Origin of the sequence: Oscillibacter ruminantium GH1, from assembly GCF_000307265.1 — a bacterium.
GTDB classification, from domain to species: domain Bacteria; phylum Bacillota; class Clostridia; order Oscillospirales; family Oscillospiraceae; genus Oscillibacter; species Oscillibacter ruminantium.
Map to the genome: position 1 here is coordinate 112,561 of NZ_DF158899.1, position 18,247 is coordinate 130,807.

Consider the following 18,247-nt stretch of genomic DNA (forward strand, 5'->3'; position numbering starts at 1 on the left):
CCGTGAAATTGGTCTGGGGTCGGGACTGCGGCTGCGCCGCAGTCCCGATTTCAGTTAGGGCCTTTGAAACAATACGCTGGGGTGATCCGCGTCGATCACGCAGGTAGCCCCCAGCGGAATAGTAGCGGTTGGGGTGCAGTGCCCGGCCATAATATTGTAGATCACAGGCTTATGGTAGTCGGCAAAGAGGTCTTTGAGCAGATCCTCCCAGAGGAAGGCTGGGTTATAGTCGTTGGTGCAGTTGCTCATAGCGCCGAAAACAATCCCAGCCGCGTCATCCAGCTTGCCCGCATATTTCAGATGATACAGCAGCCGATCCAAACGCCAGATCGTTTCGTCCACGTCCTCCATAAACAGGATTTTGCCCTTGACCTCCAGTTCATAAGGTGTACCGATGGCGGCGCACAGCAGCGTCAGATTTCCGCCCACAATCGGCGCTTTCGCGCGTCCCTTGCCCAGCGCCTTGATCGGCACGCCTTCGGGATTGGCAAGGGCTGTCTCATTTCCCATATTCAGCATGGTTTCAAAGCTGGCTCGGGTAAACGCATCATAGTCGTCCACCACGTTGGAGCTGACCATAGGGCCGTGAAACGTCACCATTTGGCACTGTTGATTAAACAGGAGATGAAAATTTGTGATATCGCTGTACCCAATAAATGGTTTGGGGTTGCGGCGGATTACGTCCAAATCCAGTTTATCCAGCACCCGGGTGCTGGAATCGCCGCCCCGCAGACACCACACCCCCTTTACCTCCGGGTCTGAAAAGGCCCGCATCATCTCGTCAGCCCGCTTTTCGCCGGTTCCGGCGGAATAGCCGTTTTGCAGGCATTCATCCAACGGCCGATAGATTTTTACCCGATAGCCCAAGTTCTCTACCGCACGAATGCACGATCCGATTCTCTGCGAAGAAACGGGAGAAGACGGTGCAATGATGGCAACTGTGTCTCCTTTTTTGAAAGTTTCCGGAAAAATCATACTTGCTCCTTTCTACATCGGACAACCGGTTTATACGTAAAATCAATAGCCAAAGAAAAGGTTACAAATGAAAACAGCGACGATTAGGCTGATAAAGTCTACAATCAAACCAACAGGAATCGTATGGCGCGTCTCCTTGATGCTGACAGCGCCAAAATACACCGCCACCGCATACATGGTTGTTTCTGTGGAGCCCATGGCGATGCTGGCCATGCGGCCAATTTGGCTATCCGCGCCGTAAGTTGTCATCAGCTCAGAGGCCGCGCCGCCGGACAAGGAACGCATGATGCCCATGGGAAGAATTTCAGAGGGCATCCCGATCAGGCCGGTGATGGGACTGAGGATTGTGCTGAGAATCTGCATCGCGCCGGAAGCACGGAAAATACCAATGGCCACCAGCATGGCCACCAGATACGGAATGATGCGAACCGCGGTGGTGAAGCCTTCCTTCGCCCCGTCAACAAAGGCGGCATAAACGTTGATTCTCCGAATCAGGCCCATCAGTGGGATGAGAACCAGAAGAAACGGAACGGCGTAGTCGGAAATCGTACCTAATACAGTTTGAAACATGCAGAATCACTCCCCTTCCTCATCATTTGGCGCAGCGTTATCCGCCGCAGCTTCGTCCGAATCCGGCATCGCCTTGTAGTTTTCAAGTTAATAGTGCCTGGGTCTTCCGAACAGCTTGCACAGGATCACCGCGAAAACCGTGGAAATCGTGGTGGCCAAAACGATGGGGGCGAGAACTTCCGTGACGTTGGTGGAACCGGCGCCCTGACGCAGGGCCAACACGGTGGCAGGAATCAGCGTTACCGAAGATGTATTGATTGCCAGGAACATAACCATGGCGTCCGTGGCAACGCCCTTTTTGGTGTTCAGCGTGTCCAATTCAGCCATGGCCGTCAGGCCCAGCGGCGTGGCGGCGTTTCCAAGGCCGAGGATGTTCGCCGCAATATTCATGACCATGGAACCCATAGCGAGATGATCCTCCGGTACATCCGGGAACAGGCGCTTCATAACCCCCCCCCGCAGGGAATGCGCCAGCACCTTGACAAGTCCGGCCTTATCGGCAATCCCCAGCAGGCCCAGCCAAAGCGTCATCACGCCAGTCAGGCTGAATGCGATATCAAAGGCAGTACCGGCAAAGTCCAGAGCAGCCTGAGAGACGGCAGTGATGCTTCGGGTAAAGCCGGTATAGATGGTTCCCACAATAATCAGGCCAGCCCAGATCCAACTGAGTAAACCAATCTTTTCTTCTCGTCGTTTTTTTCATGATATCATTCCTTTTCCTTTTGGTTTTGGGGCTTCCGTTAAATAGAAGGGCAGGACCTTATTTAACGGGTTGCTTCTGTTTCGGCGCTCTTTCAGCAGTTTCTGCTGTCAGCGGCGCGGAAAACAGAGACGGCGGCAATTTGGCCGCCACGAAACCCGGTCATTCTGCGGAGATGTCCAAATTGCTAACGGTGGCTGCGGCAGGGCAATGCACACTTGTTCAAGTTGATCCACATTTCTCCATGGATTTCCTCCCCTATCATCCTCTTGCTCGGCTGATTGAATGTGCTTGCGTAACAAATTGACTTGTATGTTTCGTGGCTGTCCCATTAAATTTTACAACAAGGCAGGTACCAAAATACCAAAACTGCAATTTTTTGGAGAGTTTGCAAAAAAAGCTGAGCAAAGTTTATAAATGCCGCCTAAAAACATATCAAAGGTAGGCATGCGGTAATCTAAGTTTCGTGGATGTTTTGCCGCCGCGCCGGAAAAGTTTTAATTAAGCAGACAAAATTAGGATTAAACGGGATGAAAATCAGGAGAAAACGCCTGTTTATATAAAAATTGGCGTTCCACCTTTTTAATAGATTCCACAGTCGCTAATATAATGACCTCGACTTGTATGAATCGTGTGTACCTTCCCGAAAAACTTGACAAGATGAAGGTGCTTCGCGATGAAGATTGAAGAAATGAAAAAAGCAATGGTGGGCTATGTAAACACGCCGTTGGAACTGATGCCCGCACTGACAAAGGAATTGGGCAGGGGCCGCCTCTACATCAAGCGCGACGACATGACCGGGATTGCCCTCGGCGGAAATAAGGCCCGGAAATTGGACTACATTGTGCAGTATGCTCTGGACAACGGCTATACGGCCCTGATGACCTTTGGGGGCGTTCAGACCAATCACGGGCGGCTGACCGCCGCAGCCGCCATTCGCTATGGCCTCAAACCGATTCTGGTTCTCAAGGGCAAAAAGCCGGATTACATGTCCGGAAATCTCCTGCTGGATCGTATGATGGGTTGCCGCCAGCGAAATTGCGTTAAAGCTGGACGATTCCCTCTTTCTAGAAAGCACCAAGTTTCAGAAACATACCGCCACGCTGGGCTCGGTGGACCATTCTCTGCAACAGATTTCCTCTCACAATCCGACCGTTGAGAACAAAATGGAAATTATCCTGAATTCTCTCGATCAGGGCATCGTGTTCATCGACGAAAAGGACTCCGTGAGTCTGATTAACGCTGTGGCGCGGGAGCTTCTGGCCGTTCACCGCACGGAAGTGCTGGGTCGGCCGGTGGCGAAGGCTTTTTCCTTCCTTTTGATAAAGCGCCTTACGGCCAACAGTCCGTCAAACCCACACTGATTTGTATGCGAAGCCTTAATCCGGGCATAACTGTAATGCAGCTGCGCATCCACGGCCAGTATCTGGGCGCATTCGCGCTGTTGCAGCGGTTTGAAGAAGGCAAGAACCGCCAGAATACGCTCCATCTGCAAATGATTCGGCAGAGTCACCGCGCCAAATATACCTTTGAGGATACCATCGGGGAATCGCCCGCCGTTCCAAGAGCCACGGAGATTGCCAAACCCATGGCCGGAAACAACGTCTCCATTCTGCTGGATGGAGAGTCCGGAACCGGAAAAACTCTTTGTGCAGGCAATCAACAACGCTTCCCCCCGGCGGAACAGCAGCTTTCGCCGTGACCTCTATTATCGCATCAACGTCATCCCCATTCATATTCCGGCCTTGCAGGAACGACGGGGCGACGTGATGCTGCTCATTGACCACTTCCAGCGCCTGCTTGGCATTCATTTCACACTGACAGAACGGGCGCAAGCCGCTATCTGGCGTCATCCTTGGAAGGGCAACATCCGAGAACTGCGCAATTGTGTGGAATACCTCAGCTATATGGAGCTTCCGGTGGTGGATCTTGAAAATCTGCCTGCGCAGTTTCACACCATCCCCGCCGCGGGTCCTGCTGACTGGGGCCTTCTCCCCGGCGAAAAAGCCGTCTTGTTCGCACTGGGTGAAGCAGCCTTGCGGGGTAAGGGGCTTGGACGCAAAGGGGTTCAGCATATCTGCGCGGTCCGGGGCGTCTCCATGACGGAGTATGAAATTCGTCATGGACTGCAAGCGCTGCAAAACCACGGCTACACAGAGGTGGAAACGGGACGGGACGGAACGCGGCTATCGCCCGCCGGTTTGCGAAAGTATCGAAAAATTTTAGAAAAAGCGAATGAAAACCCGGCTGGCATTTCGATGCCAGCCGGGTTTTTGATGAATCGAATGCAAGGCGCGAGGCATTGGTGCAGCGACCCAAAAGCGCCTTTAGGCGTAACGTCCAGTGGACTTAGAAAACCTTTTTAATGCGTTCCACTGCGTTTTTTGTCGCCTCAGCGTCCCCGAAGGCGGTCAGCCGAACAAACCCCTCGCCTCTGGGGCCAAAGCCCACGCCGGGCGTCGTCGCCACATTGGCCTTATCCAGCAGCAGGCTGAAGAAGTCCCATGAACCCATACCGCCCGGGGCTTTGAGCCAGATATACGGCGCATTACTCCCGCCAAAGCACTGATATCCGGCGGATGCAAGACTCTCGCGGATGATCTTGGAGTTATTCCGATAGTATTCAATGGACTCCATCACTTGTGCATGGCCCTCTGGCGTGTAAATGGCGGCGGCGCCTCTTTGAATAACATAGGGAACGCCGTTAAACTTGGTGCACTGCCGGCGGTTCCATAAACCGTTCAGTTTTGTTCCACCCCGCTCCAGCTCCAGAGGAATCACGGTATAGGCACAGCGATTCCCGGTAAAACCGGCTGTTTTGGAAAAAGAACGAAATTCGATGGCACAGGTGAGCGCCCCTTCAATCTCAAAAATACTATGGGGGACTTCCGGGTCATGAATAAATGCCTCATAAGCGGAATCATACAGGATGATGGAACCATTGGCATTGGCATAGTCCACCCATGCCTTCAACTGTTCTCGGGTCGCCACGGCGCCCGTGGGGTTGTTGGGGAAACAGAGATAAATGATGTCCACCTTTTCCTTGGGAGGCTCAGGTGAAAATCCGTTTTCTTCAACACAGGGCAGATATGTCAGCTTGCTCCAACGACCCATCTGCTCCAGATAGTCGCCTGCCCGACCGGCCATGGCGTTTGTATCCGCATACACGGGGTACACCGGGTCACACACCGCCACGGTATTGTCCACTCCGAAAATGTCGCCGATATTGCCGCAATCGCTTTTTGCACCGTCGGAAACAAAAATTTCATCGGGGCTGATCGCCACGCCGCGGGAGGCATAATCGTTTTGGGCGATGGCCTCTCGAAGAAAAAGATAGCCCTGTTCCGGCCCATAGCCATGGAAGCCTTCAAAGGTACCCATCTCCTCCACAGCGTCGTGCATGGCCTTGATAACTGCCGGTACCAGAGGACGGGTCACATCCCCAATCGACAATTTCGTGATCCGGGCATCGGGGTGAGCGGAGGTATAGGCGGCAATCCGCTTTGCCACATCGGAGAACAGATAGCTGCCGGGCATCTTCAAAAAGTTTTCATTGACTTTTACCATAACGGCCTCCTTTTTCTTCTGGTGTCCGCGCACCAACTTTTCAGCAGTCAGTAAAACGGTGGTCCGCCGATGTCTCTCACTGCATCCAGTCCTCAGGCCTCACAGCCTGTGGCAAATCCCTCCGCAGATTCAAAGGCGTCCTTTGTGCGGTGTTGACCTAATAACTTTTCATGTTTTTTCGTCTTTTTATTCATATTATACAATTTTATTAGTATCCCTCACAACTGACACAATGGACTCAATTTTTGAAATTAATGGACAAATTGTGCTGTTGCAACGTTCCTTTTCAAATTGGCCCGCGCGAATTTTGTATAATTATCAATTCGCTTAAAAACTTTTACAGCATACCGGTCTGCATTCTGCAATCTGACACCCCGCAACAGGCGGTTTGCCGCTCAACTCCACCACCCTTTTTGTTCAGGTAACCGCTCGTCGGTCGGGTCATGCAACGCGGTTAGGAAATAGGTTAGGAGGGGTCCGCCGCCCATTTTGCGGCAGACCCCTCCTTTTCCATTTTCATAAAATATCCGAAATAATCCAGTCAAAGTCCAACACGGCATATTCTAACCGGCGCTTATTTGCCTTGCGGTTGGAACGTCAGCGGCTATTTGTCAGCCGAATTTCAATCCTTCAAAAATCCGTGTTATCCCTTCTGCCGCGCTTTTAAGACATTTACCAGCTGCTTTTGAACCGGCAGCCATTGATGCTTGGGATACAGCCGCTCAAACAGCTCCAGAAGCGATTTTGCATCGGCGGCGTCCAGTCCTCCTGCCAAGTTCGCCGCCGCGCCGTGAACCGCCAGCAGCATCCAATATGCCAGCTGATTTTGCTCTTGCGCAGTCGGCATTTTTAGCATATATTCCAGAATCTTCCGCGTCTGAGCGGATGATATTCCATCCCGCGCCGCCGCATCCAGCTTCAACTTGACCGTTTCCGCAAAAATGCTGTGGCAAGGGTCCGTCTTCGGGCCTGCCGAACCGAAAATCCCCTCTCCCAGCTTCCGATTCCGCTCCAGCTGCTCTGTTTTTTCCAGATAGTCTTCGTAAATTTTTCGAATTTCCGCAAAGTATTCTGTCATTTGACGATCTCTCCTTTCAAGCTCTCATGCACACCTGACAATCAGATCGTTCTGAAATGCGCCGTTTTGCATTTGAACCAACTGATAAAATGTGGTACAATCTTCCTTGCGTCTGCTCTTTGCTGATCATCCTGCTCTCAATCATAACGCTTTGATTGCGGCGCAAAGCGCCGTTTCGCTCACGGCAGTGAAGTCTGCATTCCGCGGCGTGATAAAACCGTCATGCGGTCTTATCAAAGATTCGTATAAGGAGCCTCCCATGAAAAACACGCAAAAATTCTTTCTCCCCCTGTTCCTCGCGCTGAGTCTCTTCCTTTCCGGCTGCGCACAACTTCAGCCATCCCCCTCCTTCTCTTTGGCGGACGTTCCGGATTTCTCCGACGAACCCTATGTGATTCTAAACGAAAATCAGCCGAATTTTCCCGAGGAGGACTTCACCACAGATTCCTTTGAATCGTATAGTCCGCTGGACCTGTTGGGCCGCTGCGGCGCGGCTTATGCCAACGTTGGGCTGGACACAATGCCCACGGAGGAACGGGGCGAGATCGGGCAGATCAAGCCTTCCGGCTGGCACACCGTGAAATACGACTGTGTGGACGGCAAATACCTTTACAACCGCTGCCACCTGATCGGCTATCAACTCACCGCCGAAAATGCCAACGAGGAAAATCTCATCACCGGAACCCGGTACATGAACGTCGTTGGGATGCTGCCCTTTGAAAACGAAGTGGCAGACTATGTGCAGGAGACGGGGAACCACGTTCTCTACCGGGTCACCCCTATTTTTGAGGGCACCAACCTCGTGGCGGACGCCGTTCAAATGGAGGCCAAGTCCGTGGAGGACGAAGGCGAAGGCGTATGCTTCAATGTCTACGTCTACAATGCGCAGCCCGGCGTCGCCATCGACTATGCAAACGGTGAAAGCTGGCTGGCTGATGAGGAGCCGACAGACAGCGTCAGCAATAGTTCTTCGGAACCTTCCGCAGGGGAAGACTACATCCTCAACACGAAGTCCATGAAATTCCACCGCCCGGACTGCTCCGGCGCGGCATCTATGAGCGAAGTGAATCGGCAGGAATACACCGGCAGCCGGGAAACACTGATTTCTGAGGGGTATACCCCATGTGGCCAGTGCAAACCGTGATAAATGGCCATCTCATGCTGAGTTCTGATAGAAACGCTGCATCCATCCGCGAGTGTTTTTTATGAAGTGAAGCGAAGGACAAAGTCGGGCTGCCGCCCGGCAAGGACGACAACCATGCTTCGCACAAAAAAAGCCGACGAGAATCCAATGGTTTCATCAGAAATGAGTATGCATTCTCTAAAAAAGCCCCGCCATCCGATGGGATGGCGGGGCTTTTACAGATAGATTCCTTACTTCGCGGCCTTGGCAGCGCGAACTGCTTCGGTCAGCAGCGGAGTAACCTTGAACAGATCGCCGCAGATGCCGTAATCGGCAATCTCAAAGATGGGAGCGGTGTCGTTCTTGTTCACCGCGATGATGCACTCAGAATCCTGCATACCAGCCTTGTGCTGGATAGCGCCGGAAATGCCCAGAGCAACGTACACCTTGGGATGAACGGTCTTGCCGGTCTGGCCAACCTGATGGTCGGCAGACAGCCAGCCGGAGTCGATGGTGGCACGAGAGCCGCCCACAACGCCGCCGAGCTCAGCAGCCAACTCTTCCGCCAGCTTAATGCCGCCCTCGACATCCTTGCTGATGCCGCGGCCAACAGAAACGATGAAGTCAGCGCCAATCAGATCGACCAGCTTCTTCGCTGCCTTGACGATCTCGACCACTTCGGTCTGGATATCATCCTCGGTCAGGGTGAAAGCGGGCTTCACGATCTGGCAGGCGTCAGCCTTGGCCTGATCGAAGACATTCTTCTTCATCACGCCGGGACGAACCGTCGCCATGGCGGGACGGAAACGGGGGCAGATGATGGAAGCCATCAGATGGCCGCCGAAAGCGGGACGGGTCATCTTCAGGTCGCGGGACACGTCGTGCTTCTCGCCCAGAACCATAGCGGAGTTCATCCCGTCAATCTTCTCAGGAGCAAGGGTGGACGCCTCACGCAGGAAGTCCTTGTAGATGGGCATATCCACATCCAAGTGCGTGCAGTCGGCGCACAGGCCGGTGTGCAGACGGGCTGCGCAGCGGGGGCCCAGATCGCGGCCGATGTTGCTGGCGCCGAACAGCATGACCTCGGGCTTCAGCTCCTCGATCACCTGGCAGATGGCGGCGGTGTAACCGTCGGTGGTATAGTTCTTCAGCAGCGGGTGATCGCAGACATAGATCTTGTCCGCGCCATAGCCGCCCAGCTCTTTGGCAAGGCCCTCAACGTTCTCGCCCAGCAGCAGACCGCACAGGTCCACGCCCAGCTCGTCAGCCAGCTTGCGGCCTTCGGAAATCAGCTCGAAATCGGTAGGCATCAGTTTGCCCTGACGCTGCTCGCAGAACACCCATACATCCTTGAAAGCAGCGATATCCGTGTTGTTAAAAGACATGTTCAATTACCCCTTTCTCAGATGATATGCTTCTTGGCCAGAATGCCCGCCAGCTTCTCGCAGTTCGCCTTGTCATCACCCTCGTTCAGCATCAGGCCAGCGCCCTTCTGAGGAGGAGTGAAGGAGGTGAGAATGTTGGTGGGAGAACCCTTCAGGCCGATGGTAGTGGGATCGATCAGGGCATCGTCCTTCAGCGTCTCATAATCGAAGGTCTGCAGCGGCTTGCTGTATGCTTCGAAAATACCGCCCACGCTCATGTACCGGGGAGCGTTCAGCTCCTTGATGCAGGTCAGCAGGCAGGGGGTCTTGACCTTGATGGTCATGTAGCCGTCTTCCAGCATGCGCTTGACAGTGATGGTGTCGCCGGTCTTCTGGATCTCGGCGGCATAAGTCACCTGAGGCAGATGCAGCTTTTCTGCAATCTGAGGGCCAACCTGAGCGGTATCGCCATCGATGGCCTGACGGCCGCACATGACGATGTCGTCCTTCTCCACGCCGATGCGGCTGATCGCAGCGGCCAGAATCTGAGAAGTTGCATAAGTATCGCTGCCGCCGAACTCACGAGCAGAAACCAGAATGCCCTCGTCCGCGCCGCGAGCCATCAACTCACGCAGCATTCCAGCCGCGGGAGGAGGACCCATGGTGACGACGATGACCTTGCAGCCAGTCTCGTCCTTCAGCTTCAGAGCAGCCTCAACGGCGTTCAGGTCGTCGGGGTTGATGATGGCCTGCATGGACGCGCGGTCCAGCGTACCATCGGGATTCACAGCCACCTTACCGGAGGTATCGGGAACCTGCTTTACACTGACAATGATTTTCATTACTCTCTACCTCCTATCTTATTTCACGCCCAGATGGCTGGAAATGACCATCCGCTGGACCTCGGAAGTACCCTCGTAGATCTCGGTGATCTTCGCGTCGCGCATCATGCGCTCCACGGGATACTCACGGGTGTAGCCGTAACCACCGAACAGCTGCACGGCGCGGCGGGTCACATCGGAAGCGGCCTCGGCAGCAAACAGCTTGGCCATGGCGGCGTCCATGGAGTAATCCTCATGGAGCTGCTTCTTGCAGGCGGCGGCATACACCAGATACTGGGCGGCCTGCATACGGCAGTGCATATCGGCCAGCTGGAACTGGGTGTTCTGGAACTGGCTCAGACGCTTGCCGAACTGAACGCGCTCCTTGGTATACTTAATAGCCTCGTCAATGGCGCCCTCGCCCAGACCCAGAGCCTGAGAAGCGATGCCGATACGGCCGCCGTCCAGAGTCTGCATGGCGATCTTGAAGCCCTTGCCCTCTTTGCCCAGCAGGTTCTCCTTGGGAACAATGCAGTCCTCGAAGATCAGGTCGCAGGTAGAGCTGCCGCGAATGCCCATCTTCTTCTCGTGCTTGCCCTGCGTAAAGCCGGGGAAGTCTCTCTCCACAATGAAGGCGGAAATGCCGTGGTTGCCGGCCTTCTTATCGGTCATGGCAAACACCACGAAGGTGTCGGCCACGTTGCCGTTGGTGATGAAGCACTTGGAGCCGTTGAGGACATAGTGGTCGCCCTCCAGAACGGCAGTGGTCTGCTGGCCCGAAGCGTCGGTACCGGCGCCGGGCTCGGTCAGACCGAATGCGCCGATCTTCTTACCGGAGCACAGATCGGGCAGATACTTCATTTTCTGCTCCTCGGTGCCGTGCTCAAAAATGGGGGCGCAGCACAAAGAGGTGTGAGCGGAAACGATAACAGCAGTGGTGCCGCAGACCTTGGCCAGCTCCTCCACGCACATAGCATAAGCGAGAACGTCGCCGCCTGCGCCGCCGTACTCCTTGGGGAAGTAAATACCCATCATGCCCAGCTTGGCCATCTTTTCGACGGTCTCCATGGGGAAGCGCTCTTCCTCATCGATTTCCTCGGCCAGAGGCTTCACTTCGTTCTCGGCGAACTCGCGGTACATCTTACGGAGCATCAACTGCTCGTTTGACAGATGAAAATCCATACCTTTTACTCCTTCTATTGAATTTACTTGGAATAATCGTAGAAGCCCTTACCGGTCTTCTTACCCAACAGACCACCACGGACCATCTTGCGCAAAAGCAGCGCGGGACGATACTTGCCGTCGCCAGTCTCGTTGTACAGAGTTTCCATGATCGCCAGGCACACGTCCAGGCCGATGAAATCGCCCAGAGCCAGAGGGCCCATGGGATGATTCGCGCCCAGCATCATCGCCTTGTCAATATCCTCGACAGAAGCGACACCGGTCTCCACAAGGCCGATGGCCTCGTTGATCATGGGGATGAGAACCTTATTTACCACAAAGCCGGGAGCCTCGGCAACCTCGATGGGATCCTTGCCGATTTCCTTGGACAGATTGTAGACAAAATCGAAAGTCTCCTGAGTGGTGTTGGCGCCCCGGATGATCTCCACCAGCTTCATGCTGGGAACGGGATTGAAGAAGTGCATACCGATGACGGGGTGCTTCAGGCCATGGCCCATCTCAGTAATGGAAAGAGAAGATGTATTGGAAGCGAAGATGGTGCTCTCCTTGCACATGGCGTCCAGCTCATTGAGCAGTTCCTTCTTGGTAGCCATCTCTTCCTTGACGCACTCGATGATGAGATCGGCGTCCGCTGCGGCAGACTTCTCTTCCACCAGCACGTTGGCCATCAGGGCGTCTTTCGCCTCCTGGGTCATCTTGCCCTTCTCGACGCGCTTCTGCAGGGACGCAGCCAGCTTATCCTTGTGCTTCTGCGCGGAAGCGACGGAACTTGCATACATCAGAGCGGTGTGGCCCTTGGCCGCAAAAACCTGAGCAATGCCGCTGCCCATGGTACCGGCGCCAAAAACTGCAACTTTCATACTGATCCTCCTATTTATTATAATAATTCCGTGGGATTTATTTCATAAATGCTGATTGATCAGCAATTTACAAACGGATCGTGTTTCCGCTTTTCAACAAAAGCAGACATGGCGTTCTTCTGGTCCGTAGTCTCGAAGCAGGAGCCAAACAGCTTCTCTTCCACCACCACAGCCTGATCCATATCGACCTGCAGCCCGTCGTTGATCGCCTTTTTGCAGGCGCGGACAGCAATCGGAGCGTTTCCGGCAATGCGGGAAGCCATTTTCTCTGCCTCCGCCATCAACTCTTCAACCGGATACACGGCCTGAACCAGCCCAACACTCAAAGCCTCGGGAGCCTTCATATTGCGGGCGGTGTAGATCAGTTCCTTCGCCTTACCCGGCCCAATCAGGCGGGCCATGCGCTGTGTTCCGCCAAAGCCCGGGGTAATGCCAAGGCCAACCTCCGGCTGTCCAAAGACTGCCGTTTCGGCACACAGGCGAATGTCGCAACTCATCGCCAGCTCGCAGCCGCCGCCCAGAGCGAAGCCGTTCACCGCCGCAATGGTGGGAACGCTCAGCGTCTCCAGCTTGCGGAACACGTCGTTTCCGTGCTTGCCAAAAGCCTCGCCCTCCGCCTTGGTCAGGCCGCTCATCTGCGCGATATCCGCTCCGGCCACAAAGGCCTTTTGTCCCGCGCCGGTGACGATCAGGCACCGAACAGAGGCGGGATCAATGGAATCCAGCACCTTGTCCAACTGGGAAATGACCTCGTCGTTCAGCGCGTTCAGCGCCTCGGGGCGGTTCACAGTCAGGACCGCGATATCACCCTTGTGCTCCAATTCTACAAACGCCATGTCTTCCTCCTTTTAACCTTATCAAAGGCATCTGCCATCTGGAAAAACGGACTTTGCTAAAATCCTCACAATGTTTATTATAGTTTCTCCCGCTCCAATTATCAAGTGCAATCGTAGAAGAAATCCGACAAATCTTCCTTTTTTACACTTCGCACAAATTCGTTGCGTAAATTTATGCGATTGTGTGAATCTATTAACGGATATTGGTAGAAAGGTTCCTTTCCAGCCGGATTTTTTCTCGTTCCCTGTACATTTACAAACAAGAAAAACTATGCTATAATAATTTGCTTTTACAATAGGAGGATGTGTCCGTTATGCGAATGAGAAAGAAAAAAAATCTGGTCCCACGGATGGAGCGGTGCGCCGCGCTGCTGGTGTCCGATCCCTATTCCCTGCCCGGCCAGTGGCGGACGCTGAAGCCCAACGCTCGGGAGCTGCGGGTGGAGTTGGGCTGCGGCAAGGGCCGATTCACGGTGGAAACCGCCAAGCTGGAGCCGGATGTGCTGTTCATCGCGGTGGAGATGGTGCCGGACGCCATGGTGGTGGCCATGGAACGGTGCGCCTCAGAGGGGCTTTCCAACGTCTTTTTTGTGGATGCCAACGCCGATCAGCTGCCCTCCTTTTTTCAGACCGGAGAGGTGGACCGCATCTACATTAACTTCTGTGATCCGTGGCCTACGAAGCGCCACGCCAAGCGCCGCCTGACTCACGGAAATTTCTTGAAGCTGTACCGCAAGGTTCTGAAGTCCGATGGACAGATTCATTTTAAAACGGACAACGCTCCCCTGTTTGAGTTTTCTGTGGAGGAGATCCCCCAGTTTGGTTTCACGCTGTCTGAAGTGACCCGGAATCTCCACGAACACGGCCCCGCCGGCGTCATGACCGACTATGAGGCAAAGTTCCATGAATTGGGCACACCCATTAACCGTCTGGTTGCAACGATGGTCGACTGGACAGAGCCGGAAAAACCGGAAGCATCGGCCGAGGACGAAACGGAATCCCCCACATAACGCAGAAACCGCGCGCCGGGGCGCGCGCCGTTTTTCGGCGTTTCTTCGCTCCGACGCGCGTCTTTTTGAAGTTTTTCTCACTCCGTGGGCCGTACCTTTGGGCTTTTCTTCCCCCGGCAGGCCATCTTTTCGAGAGGGTTCTGCTCTGAGAACACAAAAAAAGGAGCTGCTTTCAGCAGCTCCTTTTTTAATCGTAAACTGTGGGCTTCGCTTACGCGGCCTTCTTCGCCAGCTCGGTCAGCTGGGTGAAAGCAGCGGCGTCGTTGACGGCCATCTCAGCCAGCATCTTGCGGTTGATGGTCACGCCGGCGGTCTTCAGACCATGCATAAACGTGGAATAGTTCATGCCGTTCAGCTTGCAGGCCGCGGAAATACGGGTGATCCACAGCTGACGGAAATCGCGCTTCTTCAGACGACGGCCGGTGTAAGCATAGCTCAGGGACTTCATGACCGCTTCATTTGCAATCCGGAAGTGCTTGGACTTGTCGCCCCAATAGCCCTTCGCCAGCTTCATGACCTTATTTCTTCTCTTGCGCGTCATCAACGCGCCTTTAACTCTTGCCATATCGAAATGCCTCCTATTCTAAACCGTTCAGTATCTTATTTGTAGGGGATCATCTTGCGGATCGCGTCCACATTGGTCTTATCCGCATAGGTACCGGTGCGGAGGCGGCGTGTACGCTTGGTGTCCTTCTTGGTCAGGATGTGGCTCTTGAAGGCGCGGGCGCGCTTGACTTTCCCGCTCTTGCTCAGATTGAATCTCTTCTTGGCACCGCTGTGAGTCTTCAGCTTCGGCATAATAGAAATCTCCTTCCGTGTGTTTGAAAAACCTGTTATTTACCAGTCTTGGGAGAGATGAAGATGGACATCATCCTGCCCTCCAGCTTGGCGGTCTTATCCAATGCGGCGGTCTCGGCGCACTGCTCAGCAAACCGCGTCAGCAAAGCCCGGCCAATGTCGGTATGGGCCATCTCGCGCCCGCGGAAACGGACGGAAACCTTGACGCGATTGCCTTCGGCAATGAACTTCTGGGCATTTTTCAGCTTGGTGTTGAAATCCCCAATGTCGATTCCGGGAGACATACGAATCTCCTTGATCTCCACCACATGCTGATTCTTCCGGGCTTCCTTTTCCCGCTTGCTCTGTTCAAACCGGAACTTTCCGTAGTTCATCAGCTTGCACACAGGCGGCTTTGCCTGCGGTGAGATCTTCACCAGGTCCAGGCCCTGCTCGTCGGCGATCTTCTGCGCGTCGGCGGAAGCCATGATGCCCAGCTGCTCGCCGTCGGCTCCGATTAAACGGATCTCCCGGTCCCGGATCGCCTCGTTCAGTTCATGCTCTACACTGCTAATAGTCCAAGCACCTCCATTCAAAATTCGCAAAAAAAGCGGGTGCCAAATCGGCATCCGCATCACTCCCCAGACAGAGCGTCTCATTCCGAAAGTTCCGGGACGACGCCTGCCAACAAACCGCCAGAGACGGCTTGAGTACGATGTTGACCTCTTTACCAAACGGCGGGAGGTGGAGCAGATGCATTCAGCTCTCTTTGTTTTGCTCAATTAGTTTATCAGTCCCGCCCGTATTTGTCAACCGTTATTTTCTTTTTACCTAAGAAATTTTTAATACGCATTTCTTTCCCACCCTTTTGTATAAAATTCGGTTCCTGCGGCAAACTATCTTCCGTACTCAGTGAGTCGAAGGGAGGTGTTACCATGGCCCAGAACCGTGAGAACAATCAGCGCGAGAATCGCCAGCAGAGCCAGCAGGAGCAGAATCAGCGCCAGAATCAGCAGAATCAGCAGAACCAGCAGGAGAACCGCAAGCAGACCCAGCAGGAGAACCGCAAGCAGACCCAGCGCTGAGTTGTTCGCAGACCGTCGGGAGCAAGATTTGCTTTCGGCGGTCTGCGCGTTTTATGCCGCGCGATTCGCAATAAAAATCGGCGAAGGCGGCAGATCGTCTCTTGCGATTTTGCATAGAACGTGTTATCGTTGCTTTCATATTGTGTGCGCCACGCGCAGGAGGAATTCCAAATGAACGCAACAAAGCAGACCTCCCTCGGATACTTTTTTGCCCTGTTCACCGTGGTGGTATGGGGAACTACATTTGTTGCCAGCAAACAGCTGCTGGCAGTTTATACCCCCGCCCGCATTATGCTGATGCGGTTTGTTCTGGCCTACCTCGCGCTGTGGATCATCCGCCCCCGCCCGCTGAAGCTCCCTTGGAAAACGGAGCTGCGTTTTCTCGTGCTGGGCGTGTCGGGCTGTTCCCTGTATTTTCTGACGGAAAATACCGCTCTGCTTTACACCACCGCTGCGAACGTCAGCATCATTGTCTCTGCCGCCCCGATTTTCACGGCAATTTTGGCTCATTTTATGATTGATGAAAAGTTTCACAGAAATACCCTATTCGGTTTTCTTGTGGCATTCGCCGGAGTGGTGCTTGTGGTATGCAACGGCGCGTTTGTCCTTCACCTCAGCCCGATGGGAGACCTGTTGGCGCTGCTGGCGGCTTGCTGCTGGGCCGTATACTCCGTTTTGCTGCGCCGGACAGCGGCAGATCTGGACCCAATCCTTGTCACCCGGCGAACCATGCTCTGGGGCATGATTACCGCCATTCCCATGTCTATTCCCGGCGGAGCGTTTACCCTCTCGCCGCTGTCCTCCCCCCTGTTGGCGTTCGACCTGCTGTTCTTGGGTCTGATCGGCAGCGCTTTGTGTTACGTGCTGTGGGCAAAGGCATTCACACTGCTGGGCGTGGTTCCCACCAACAACTGCATTTACCTGATTCCCTTTGTCACCATCGTGGCGGCTCATTTTACGCTGAAAGAGCCGATTTCCGCAGCCGCGATTCTCGGCGCGGGCCTCATCACCGCCGGGGTAGTTCTGGCTCAGCGGCGAAAGATTGATGACGGTGCGCCGAAGGCGGAACTTTCAGAGGAAACCTGATCTCCGGCCCCTTAAAAGCAAACTCCCCCATGGTTCAGCAGGGCAACAGCCTGCTGAACCATGGGGGAGTTTTTTCAAGCGAATAGATGTCTGCCGATGGGCGGCAGACTCCGCACAAGGCCGCCGATCCGCATATCCTATGTTATAAGGAAGTGCCGCAGACAGACCTCGTTTGAAATTTACGCATTTTTCTCCACAAATTCCGAAATACGGGCAAAGGTTTCGTCATTCAAATCATGCTCAACCTTGCAGGCATCCTCTGCGGCGATCTCCTCCGAGACGCCCAGAATCGTAAACAGCTTTGTAAGCGTCTTGTGGCGACGATAGATTCGGGTCGCAATCTCCATCCCGCTGTCATTCAGTGAGATCAGCCCGTCCGGCGCCATGGTAATGTATCCATTTTCCCGCAGCTTCTTCATGGCGATGCTGACGCTGGGCTTGGAGTAGCCCAACTCATTCACAATGTCAATGGAACGCACGGAACCCAGCCGCTCCCGCAAGATCAAAATTGATTCCAAGTAGTCCTCTGCCGACTCATGAATCACCATAGTCCCGCCTCCTCGCTGGCAGTTTTGCGGCGGCACTCTCGCATCGCCGACAGTCGAATGTATCTATGTTAACACAAATAGAAAAATTTGCAAGTCTGTACCCCCGAAGTTTTGGCAGCCCCCGCTCACATCGCCCCCAGCGCATTGGGAATGGGTGTGGACATCACGATCAGCGTCTGCGTCCTGCCAAACCTTTGAAGCGTCTTCACCATTTGCTCCAGCTCATCGGTATTTCGGAAGGAGGCGAAGATGCTCATGGAAAATGCGCCGGTGACATGGTGCATCCACTGTACCCCCTCCAGTTCCCGCACACACGCCACAAACGCATCCTGCCGCTCCGGCGGGAGAGTGACGTTGATGATAGCCCGGACATTTTCCTCCATCTTGCGGGTGTTAACAACGGCGGTATATCCGGTGATAACGCCCCCGCGCTCCAGCTTGCGGATGCGTTCCGCAACAGCCGGAGGCGTAAGAGCCACTTTTTCGGCAATCTTTTTCAAAGACATTCTGCCATCTTTTTGAAGGCACTGCAATATCCCGTGGTCCACTTCATCCATGAAAACGCTCCTTTATTTTCCTATGGTTCTCTTTATAAAAACAGGTAAAAATATGGTTGTAACTTCTTTTCAAAAGCAAAAAGTGCCTCATGCGCTTTCCTTTTCATT

At 54.0% G+C, this 18,247-nt stretch carries 23 protein-coding genes; 8 read left to right on the plus strand and 15 right to left on the minus strand.

Annotated features, from left to right (window positions below; genetic code table 11):
* Positions 1-54 precede the first annotated feature (54 nt).
* The 3 genes from ON16_RS10760 to ON16_RS10770 form a co-directional block, all read right to left on the minus strand.
* Complete coding sequence (locus ON16_RS10760) at positions 55-975, minus strand: S66 peptidase family protein (RefSeq protein ID WP_040662244.1); 921 nt, start codon at positions 973-975, stop codon at positions 55-57.
* A gap of 42 nt (positions 976-1,017) precedes the next feature.
* Positions 1,018-1,545 (minus strand): spore maturation protein, encoded by a 528-nt coding sequence (locus tag ON16_RS10765; protein WP_040662247.1) that lies wholly within the window; start codon positions 1,543-1,545, stop codon positions 1,018-1,020.
* Between the two features lie 87 nt (positions 1,546-1,632).
* Positions 1,633-2,184, minus strand: a complete 552-nt coding sequence (locus tag ON16_RS10770; RefSeq protein WP_243441818.1) for a nucleoside recognition domain-containing protein — start codon at positions 2,182-2,184, stop codon at positions 1,633-1,635.
* A 737-nt stretch (positions 2,185-2,921) separates the two neighbouring features.
* On the opposite strand from ON16_RS10770, the gene ON16_RS10775 reads away from it, so the two are divergent.
* The 4 genes from ON16_RS10775 to ON16_RS10790 are packed head-to-tail and all read left to right on the plus strand — an operon-like array spanning position 2,922 to position 4,611.
* Positions 2,922-3,404, plus strand: coding sequence for a pyridoxal-phosphate dependent enzyme (locus ON16_RS10775; protein WP_051131695.1), 483 nt, complete (start codon positions 2,922-2,924; stop codon positions 3,402-3,404).
* A gap of 7 nt (positions 3,405-3,411) precedes the next feature.
* The gene (locus tag ON16_RS10780; protein WP_040662252.1) at positions 3,412-3,609 is read left to right on the plus strand and encodes a PAS domain-containing protein; all 198 of its coding nucleotides are present in this window, start codon (positions 3,412-3,414) and stop codon (positions 3,607-3,609) included.
* A 35-nt stretch (positions 3,610-3,644) separates the two neighbouring features.
* Positions 3,645-3,947: a sigma 54-interacting transcriptional regulator gene (locus tag ON16_RS10785; RefSeq protein WP_040662255.1), complete on the plus strand. Its 303-nt coding sequence runs from the start codon at positions 3,645-3,647 to the stop codon at positions 3,945-3,947.
* Positions 3,895-4,611: an AAA-type ATPase lid domain-containing protein gene (locus ON16_RS10790; protein WP_040662258.1), complete on the plus strand. Its 717-nt coding sequence runs from the start codon at positions 3,895-3,897 to the stop codon at positions 4,609-4,611. Before ON16_RS10785 ends, ON16_RS10790 begins: the two co-directional genes overlap by 53 nt.
* Here ON16_RS10790 and ON16_RS10795 read toward each other — a convergent pair.
* Both ON16_RS10795 and ON16_RS10800 read right to left on the minus strand, forming a co-directional pair.
* On the minus strand, positions 4,595-5,812 hold the full coding sequence (locus tag ON16_RS10795) for an LL-diaminopimelate aminotransferase (RefSeq protein ID WP_040662261.1): 1,218 nt from the start codon (positions 5,810-5,812) through the stop codon (positions 4,595-4,597). The genes ON16_RS10790 and ON16_RS10795 overlap by 17 nt on opposite strands.
* Positions 5,813-6,455: 643 nt before the next feature.
* Positions 6,456-6,890, minus strand: coding sequence for a hypothetical protein (locus tag ON16_RS10800; protein ID WP_040662264.1), 435 nt, complete (start codon positions 6,888-6,890; stop codon positions 6,456-6,458).
* A gap of 259 nt (positions 6,891-7,149) precedes the next feature.
* On the opposite strand from ON16_RS10800, the gene ON16_RS10805 reads away from it, so the two are divergent.
* Positions 7,150-8,034, plus strand: coding sequence for a DNA/RNA non-specific endonuclease (locus tag ON16_RS10805; protein WP_040662267.1), 885 nt, complete (start codon positions 7,150-7,152; stop codon positions 8,032-8,034).
* Positions 8,035-8,264: 230 nt separating this feature from the next.
* Here the strand turns inward: ON16_RS10805 and acrA are convergent, their stop codons facing one another.
* The 5 genes from acrA to ON16_RS10830 are packed head-to-tail and all read right to left on the minus strand — an operon-like array spanning position 8,265 to position 13,076.
* Entirely contained in the window at positions 8,265-9,398 is a 1,134-nt protein-coding gene (gene acrA, locus ON16_RS10810) for an acryloyl-CoA reductase electron transfer subunit beta (RefSeq protein ID WP_040662270.1), read from the minus strand.
* A gap of 17 nt (positions 9,399-9,415) precedes the next feature.
* The gene (acrB, locus tag ON16_RS10815) at positions 9,416-10,219 is read right to left on the minus strand and encodes an acryloyl-CoA reductase electron transfer subunit gamma (protein WP_040662272.1); all 804 of its coding nucleotides are present in this window, start codon (positions 10,217-10,219) and stop codon (positions 9,416-9,418) included.
* A gap of 18 nt (positions 10,220-10,237) precedes the next feature.
* Positions 10,238-11,380, minus strand: a complete 1,143-nt coding sequence (locus ON16_RS10820; protein ID WP_040662275.1) for an acyl-CoA dehydrogenase — start codon at positions 11,378-11,380, stop codon at positions 10,238-10,240.
* 23 nt (positions 11,381-11,403) lie between these two features.
* The gene (locus tag ON16_RS10825) at positions 11,404-12,240 is read right to left on the minus strand and encodes a 3-hydroxyacyl-CoA dehydrogenase family protein (protein WP_040662278.1); all 837 of its coding nucleotides are present in this window, start codon (positions 12,238-12,240) and stop codon (positions 11,404-11,406) included.
* Between the two features lie 59 nt (positions 12,241-12,299).
* Positions 12,300-13,076, minus strand: coding sequence for an enoyl-CoA hydratase-related protein (locus ON16_RS10830; protein WP_040662281.1), 777 nt, complete (start codon positions 13,074-13,076; stop codon positions 12,300-12,302).
* Between the two features lie 320 nt (positions 13,077-13,396).
* On the opposite strand from ON16_RS10830, the gene trmB reads away from it, so the two are divergent.
* Positions 13,397-14,086 (plus strand): tRNA (guanosine(46)-N7)-methyltransferase TrmB, encoded by a 690-nt coding sequence (gene trmB, locus ON16_RS10835; RefSeq protein ID WP_243441819.1) that lies wholly within the window; start codon positions 13,397-13,399, stop codon positions 14,084-14,086.
* 211 nt (positions 14,087-14,297) lie between these two features.
* Here trmB and rplT read toward each other — a convergent pair whose 3' ends face one another.
* Genes rplT through infC form a run of 3 tightly spaced genes read right to left on the minus strand, consistent with a single transcriptional unit; the run spans position 14,298 to position 15,492 of the window.
* Positions 14,298-14,651: a 50S ribosomal protein L20 gene (rplT, locus tag ON16_RS10840; protein ID WP_040662286.1), complete on the minus strand. Its 354-nt coding sequence runs from the start codon at positions 14,649-14,651 to the stop codon at positions 14,298-14,300.
* A gap of 35 nt (positions 14,652-14,686) precedes the next feature.
* The gene (gene rpmI, locus ON16_RS10845) at positions 14,687-14,884 is read right to left on the minus strand and encodes a 50S ribosomal protein L35 (protein WP_014117495.1); all 198 of its coding nucleotides are present in this window, start codon (positions 14,882-14,884) and stop codon (positions 14,687-14,689) included.
* A 35-nt stretch (positions 14,885-14,919) separates the two neighbouring features.
* The gene (gene infC / locus ON16_RS10850; RefSeq protein WP_081579668.1) at positions 14,920-15,492 is read right to left on the minus strand and encodes a translation initiation factor IF-3; all 573 of its coding nucleotides are present in this window, start codon (positions 15,490-15,492) and stop codon (positions 14,920-14,922) included.
* A gap of 306 nt (positions 15,493-15,798) precedes the next feature.
* Between infC and ON16_RS15795 the strand changes: the two genes are divergently transcribed.
* Together ON16_RS15795 and ON16_RS10855 are read left to right on the plus strand one after the other, a co-directional pair.
* Positions 15,799-15,948, plus strand: a complete 150-nt coding sequence (locus ON16_RS15795) for a hypothetical protein (protein ID WP_158441617.1) — start codon at positions 15,799-15,801, stop codon at positions 15,946-15,948.
* Between the two features lie 171 nt (positions 15,949-16,119).
* Positions 16,120-17,034, plus strand: a complete 915-nt coding sequence (locus tag ON16_RS10855; RefSeq protein ID WP_040662293.1) for a DMT family transporter — start codon at positions 16,120-16,122, stop codon at positions 17,032-17,034.
* 179 nt (positions 17,035-17,213) lie between these two features.
* Here the strand turns inward: ON16_RS10855 and ON16_RS10860 are convergent, their stop codons facing one another.
* Both ON16_RS10860 and ON16_RS10865 read right to left on the minus strand, forming a co-directional pair.
* A complete protein-coding gene (locus tag ON16_RS10860; protein WP_040662296.1) occupies positions 17,214-17,582 on the minus strand; it encodes a metal-dependent transcriptional regulator in 369 nt (122 codons plus the stop codon).
* 125 nt (positions 17,583-17,707) lie between these two features.
* Positions 17,708-18,139, minus strand: coding sequence for an Lrp/AsnC family transcriptional regulator (locus tag ON16_RS10865; RefSeq protein WP_040662300.1), 432 nt, complete (start codon positions 18,137-18,139; stop codon positions 17,708-17,710).
* Positions 18,140-18,247: the final 108 nt, after the last annotated feature.

What these genes read in the sequence shown, in the direction of transcription:
- ON16_RS10765 (WP_040662247.1), bottom strand. Translation starts at nt 1,545, where the DNA reads ATGTTTCAAACTGTATTAGGTACGATTTCCGACTACGCCGTTCCGTTT.
- ON16_RS10820 (WP_040662275.1), bottom strand. Translation starts at nt 11,380, where the DNA reads ATGGATTTTCATCTGTCAAACGAGCAGTTGATGCTCCGTAAGATGTAC.
- infC (WP_081579668.1), bottom strand. Translation starts at nt 15,492, where the DNA reads ATGCCGATTTGGCACCCGCTTTTTTTGCGAATTTTGAATGGAGGTGCT.
- ON16_RS10825 (WP_040662278.1), bottom strand. Translation starts at nt 12,240, where the DNA reads ATGAAAGTTGCAGTTTTTGGCGCCGGTACCATGGGCAGCGGCATTGCT.
- ON16_RS10760 (WP_040662244.1), bottom strand. Translation starts at nt 975, where the DNA reads ATGATTTTTCCGGAAACTTTCAAAAAAGGAGACACAGTTGCCATCATT.
- ON16_RS10780 (WP_040662252.1), top strand. Translation starts at nt 3,412, where the DNA reads ATGGAAATTATCCTGAATTCTCTCGATCAGGGCATCGTGTTCATCGAC.
- ON16_RS10860 (WP_040662296.1), bottom strand. Translation starts at nt 17,582, where the DNA reads ATGGTGATTCATGAGTCGGCAGAGGACTACTTGGAATCAATTTTGATC.
- ON16_RS10805 (WP_040662267.1), top strand. Translation starts at nt 7,150, where the DNA reads ATGAAAAACACGCAAAAATTCTTTCTCCCCCTGTTCCTCGCGCTGAGT.
- ON16_RS10800 (WP_040662264.1), bottom strand. Translation starts at nt 6,890, where the DNA reads ATGACAGAATACTTTGCGGAAATTCGAAAAATTTACGAAGACTATCTG.
- ON16_RS15795 (WP_158441617.1), top strand. Translation starts at nt 15,799, where the DNA reads ATGGCCCAGAACCGTGAGAACAATCAGCGCGAGAATCGCCAGCAGAGC.
- acrA (WP_040662270.1), bottom strand. Translation starts at nt 9,398, where the DNA reads ATGTCTTTTAACAACACGGATATCGCTGCTTTCAAGGATGTATGGGTG.
- rplT (WP_040662286.1), bottom strand. Translation starts at nt 14,651, where the DNA reads ATGGCAAGAGTTAAAGGCGCGTTGATGACGCGCAAGAGAAGAAATAAG.
- rpmI (WP_014117495.1), bottom strand. Translation starts at nt 14,884, where the DNA reads ATGCCGAAGCTGAAGACTCACAGCGGTGCCAAGAAGAGATTCAATCTG.
- ON16_RS10775 (WP_051131695.1), top strand. Translation starts at nt 2,922, where the DNA reads ATGAAGATTGAAGAAATGAAAAAAGCAATGGTGGGCTATGTAAACACG.
- ON16_RS10855 (WP_040662293.1), top strand. Translation starts at nt 16,120, where the DNA reads ATGAACGCAACAAAGCAGACCTCCCTCGGATACTTTTTTGCCCTGTTC.
- ON16_RS10795 (WP_040662261.1), bottom strand. Translation starts at nt 5,812, where the DNA reads ATGGTAAAAGTCAATGAAAACTTTTTGAAGATGCCCGGCAGCTATCTG.
- trmB (WP_243441819.1), top strand. Translation starts at nt 13,397, where the DNA reads ATGAGAAAGAAAAAAAATCTGGTCCCACGGATGGAGCGGTGCGCCGCG.
- ON16_RS10830 (WP_040662281.1), bottom strand. Translation starts at nt 13,076, where the DNA reads ATGGCGTTTGTAGAATTGGAGCACAAGGGTGATATCGCGGTCCTGACT.
- acrB (WP_040662272.1), bottom strand. Translation starts at nt 10,219, where the DNA reads ATGAAAATCATTGTCAGTGTAAAGCAGGTTCCCGATACCTCCGGTAAG.
- ON16_RS10865 (WP_040662300.1), bottom strand. Translation starts at nt 18,139, where the DNA reads ATGGATGAAGTGGACCACGGGATATTGCAGTGCCTTCAAAAAGATGGC.
- ON16_RS10785 (WP_040662255.1), top strand. Translation starts at nt 3,645, where the DNA reads ATGCAGCTGCGCATCCACGGCCAGTATCTGGGCGCATTCGCGCTGTTG.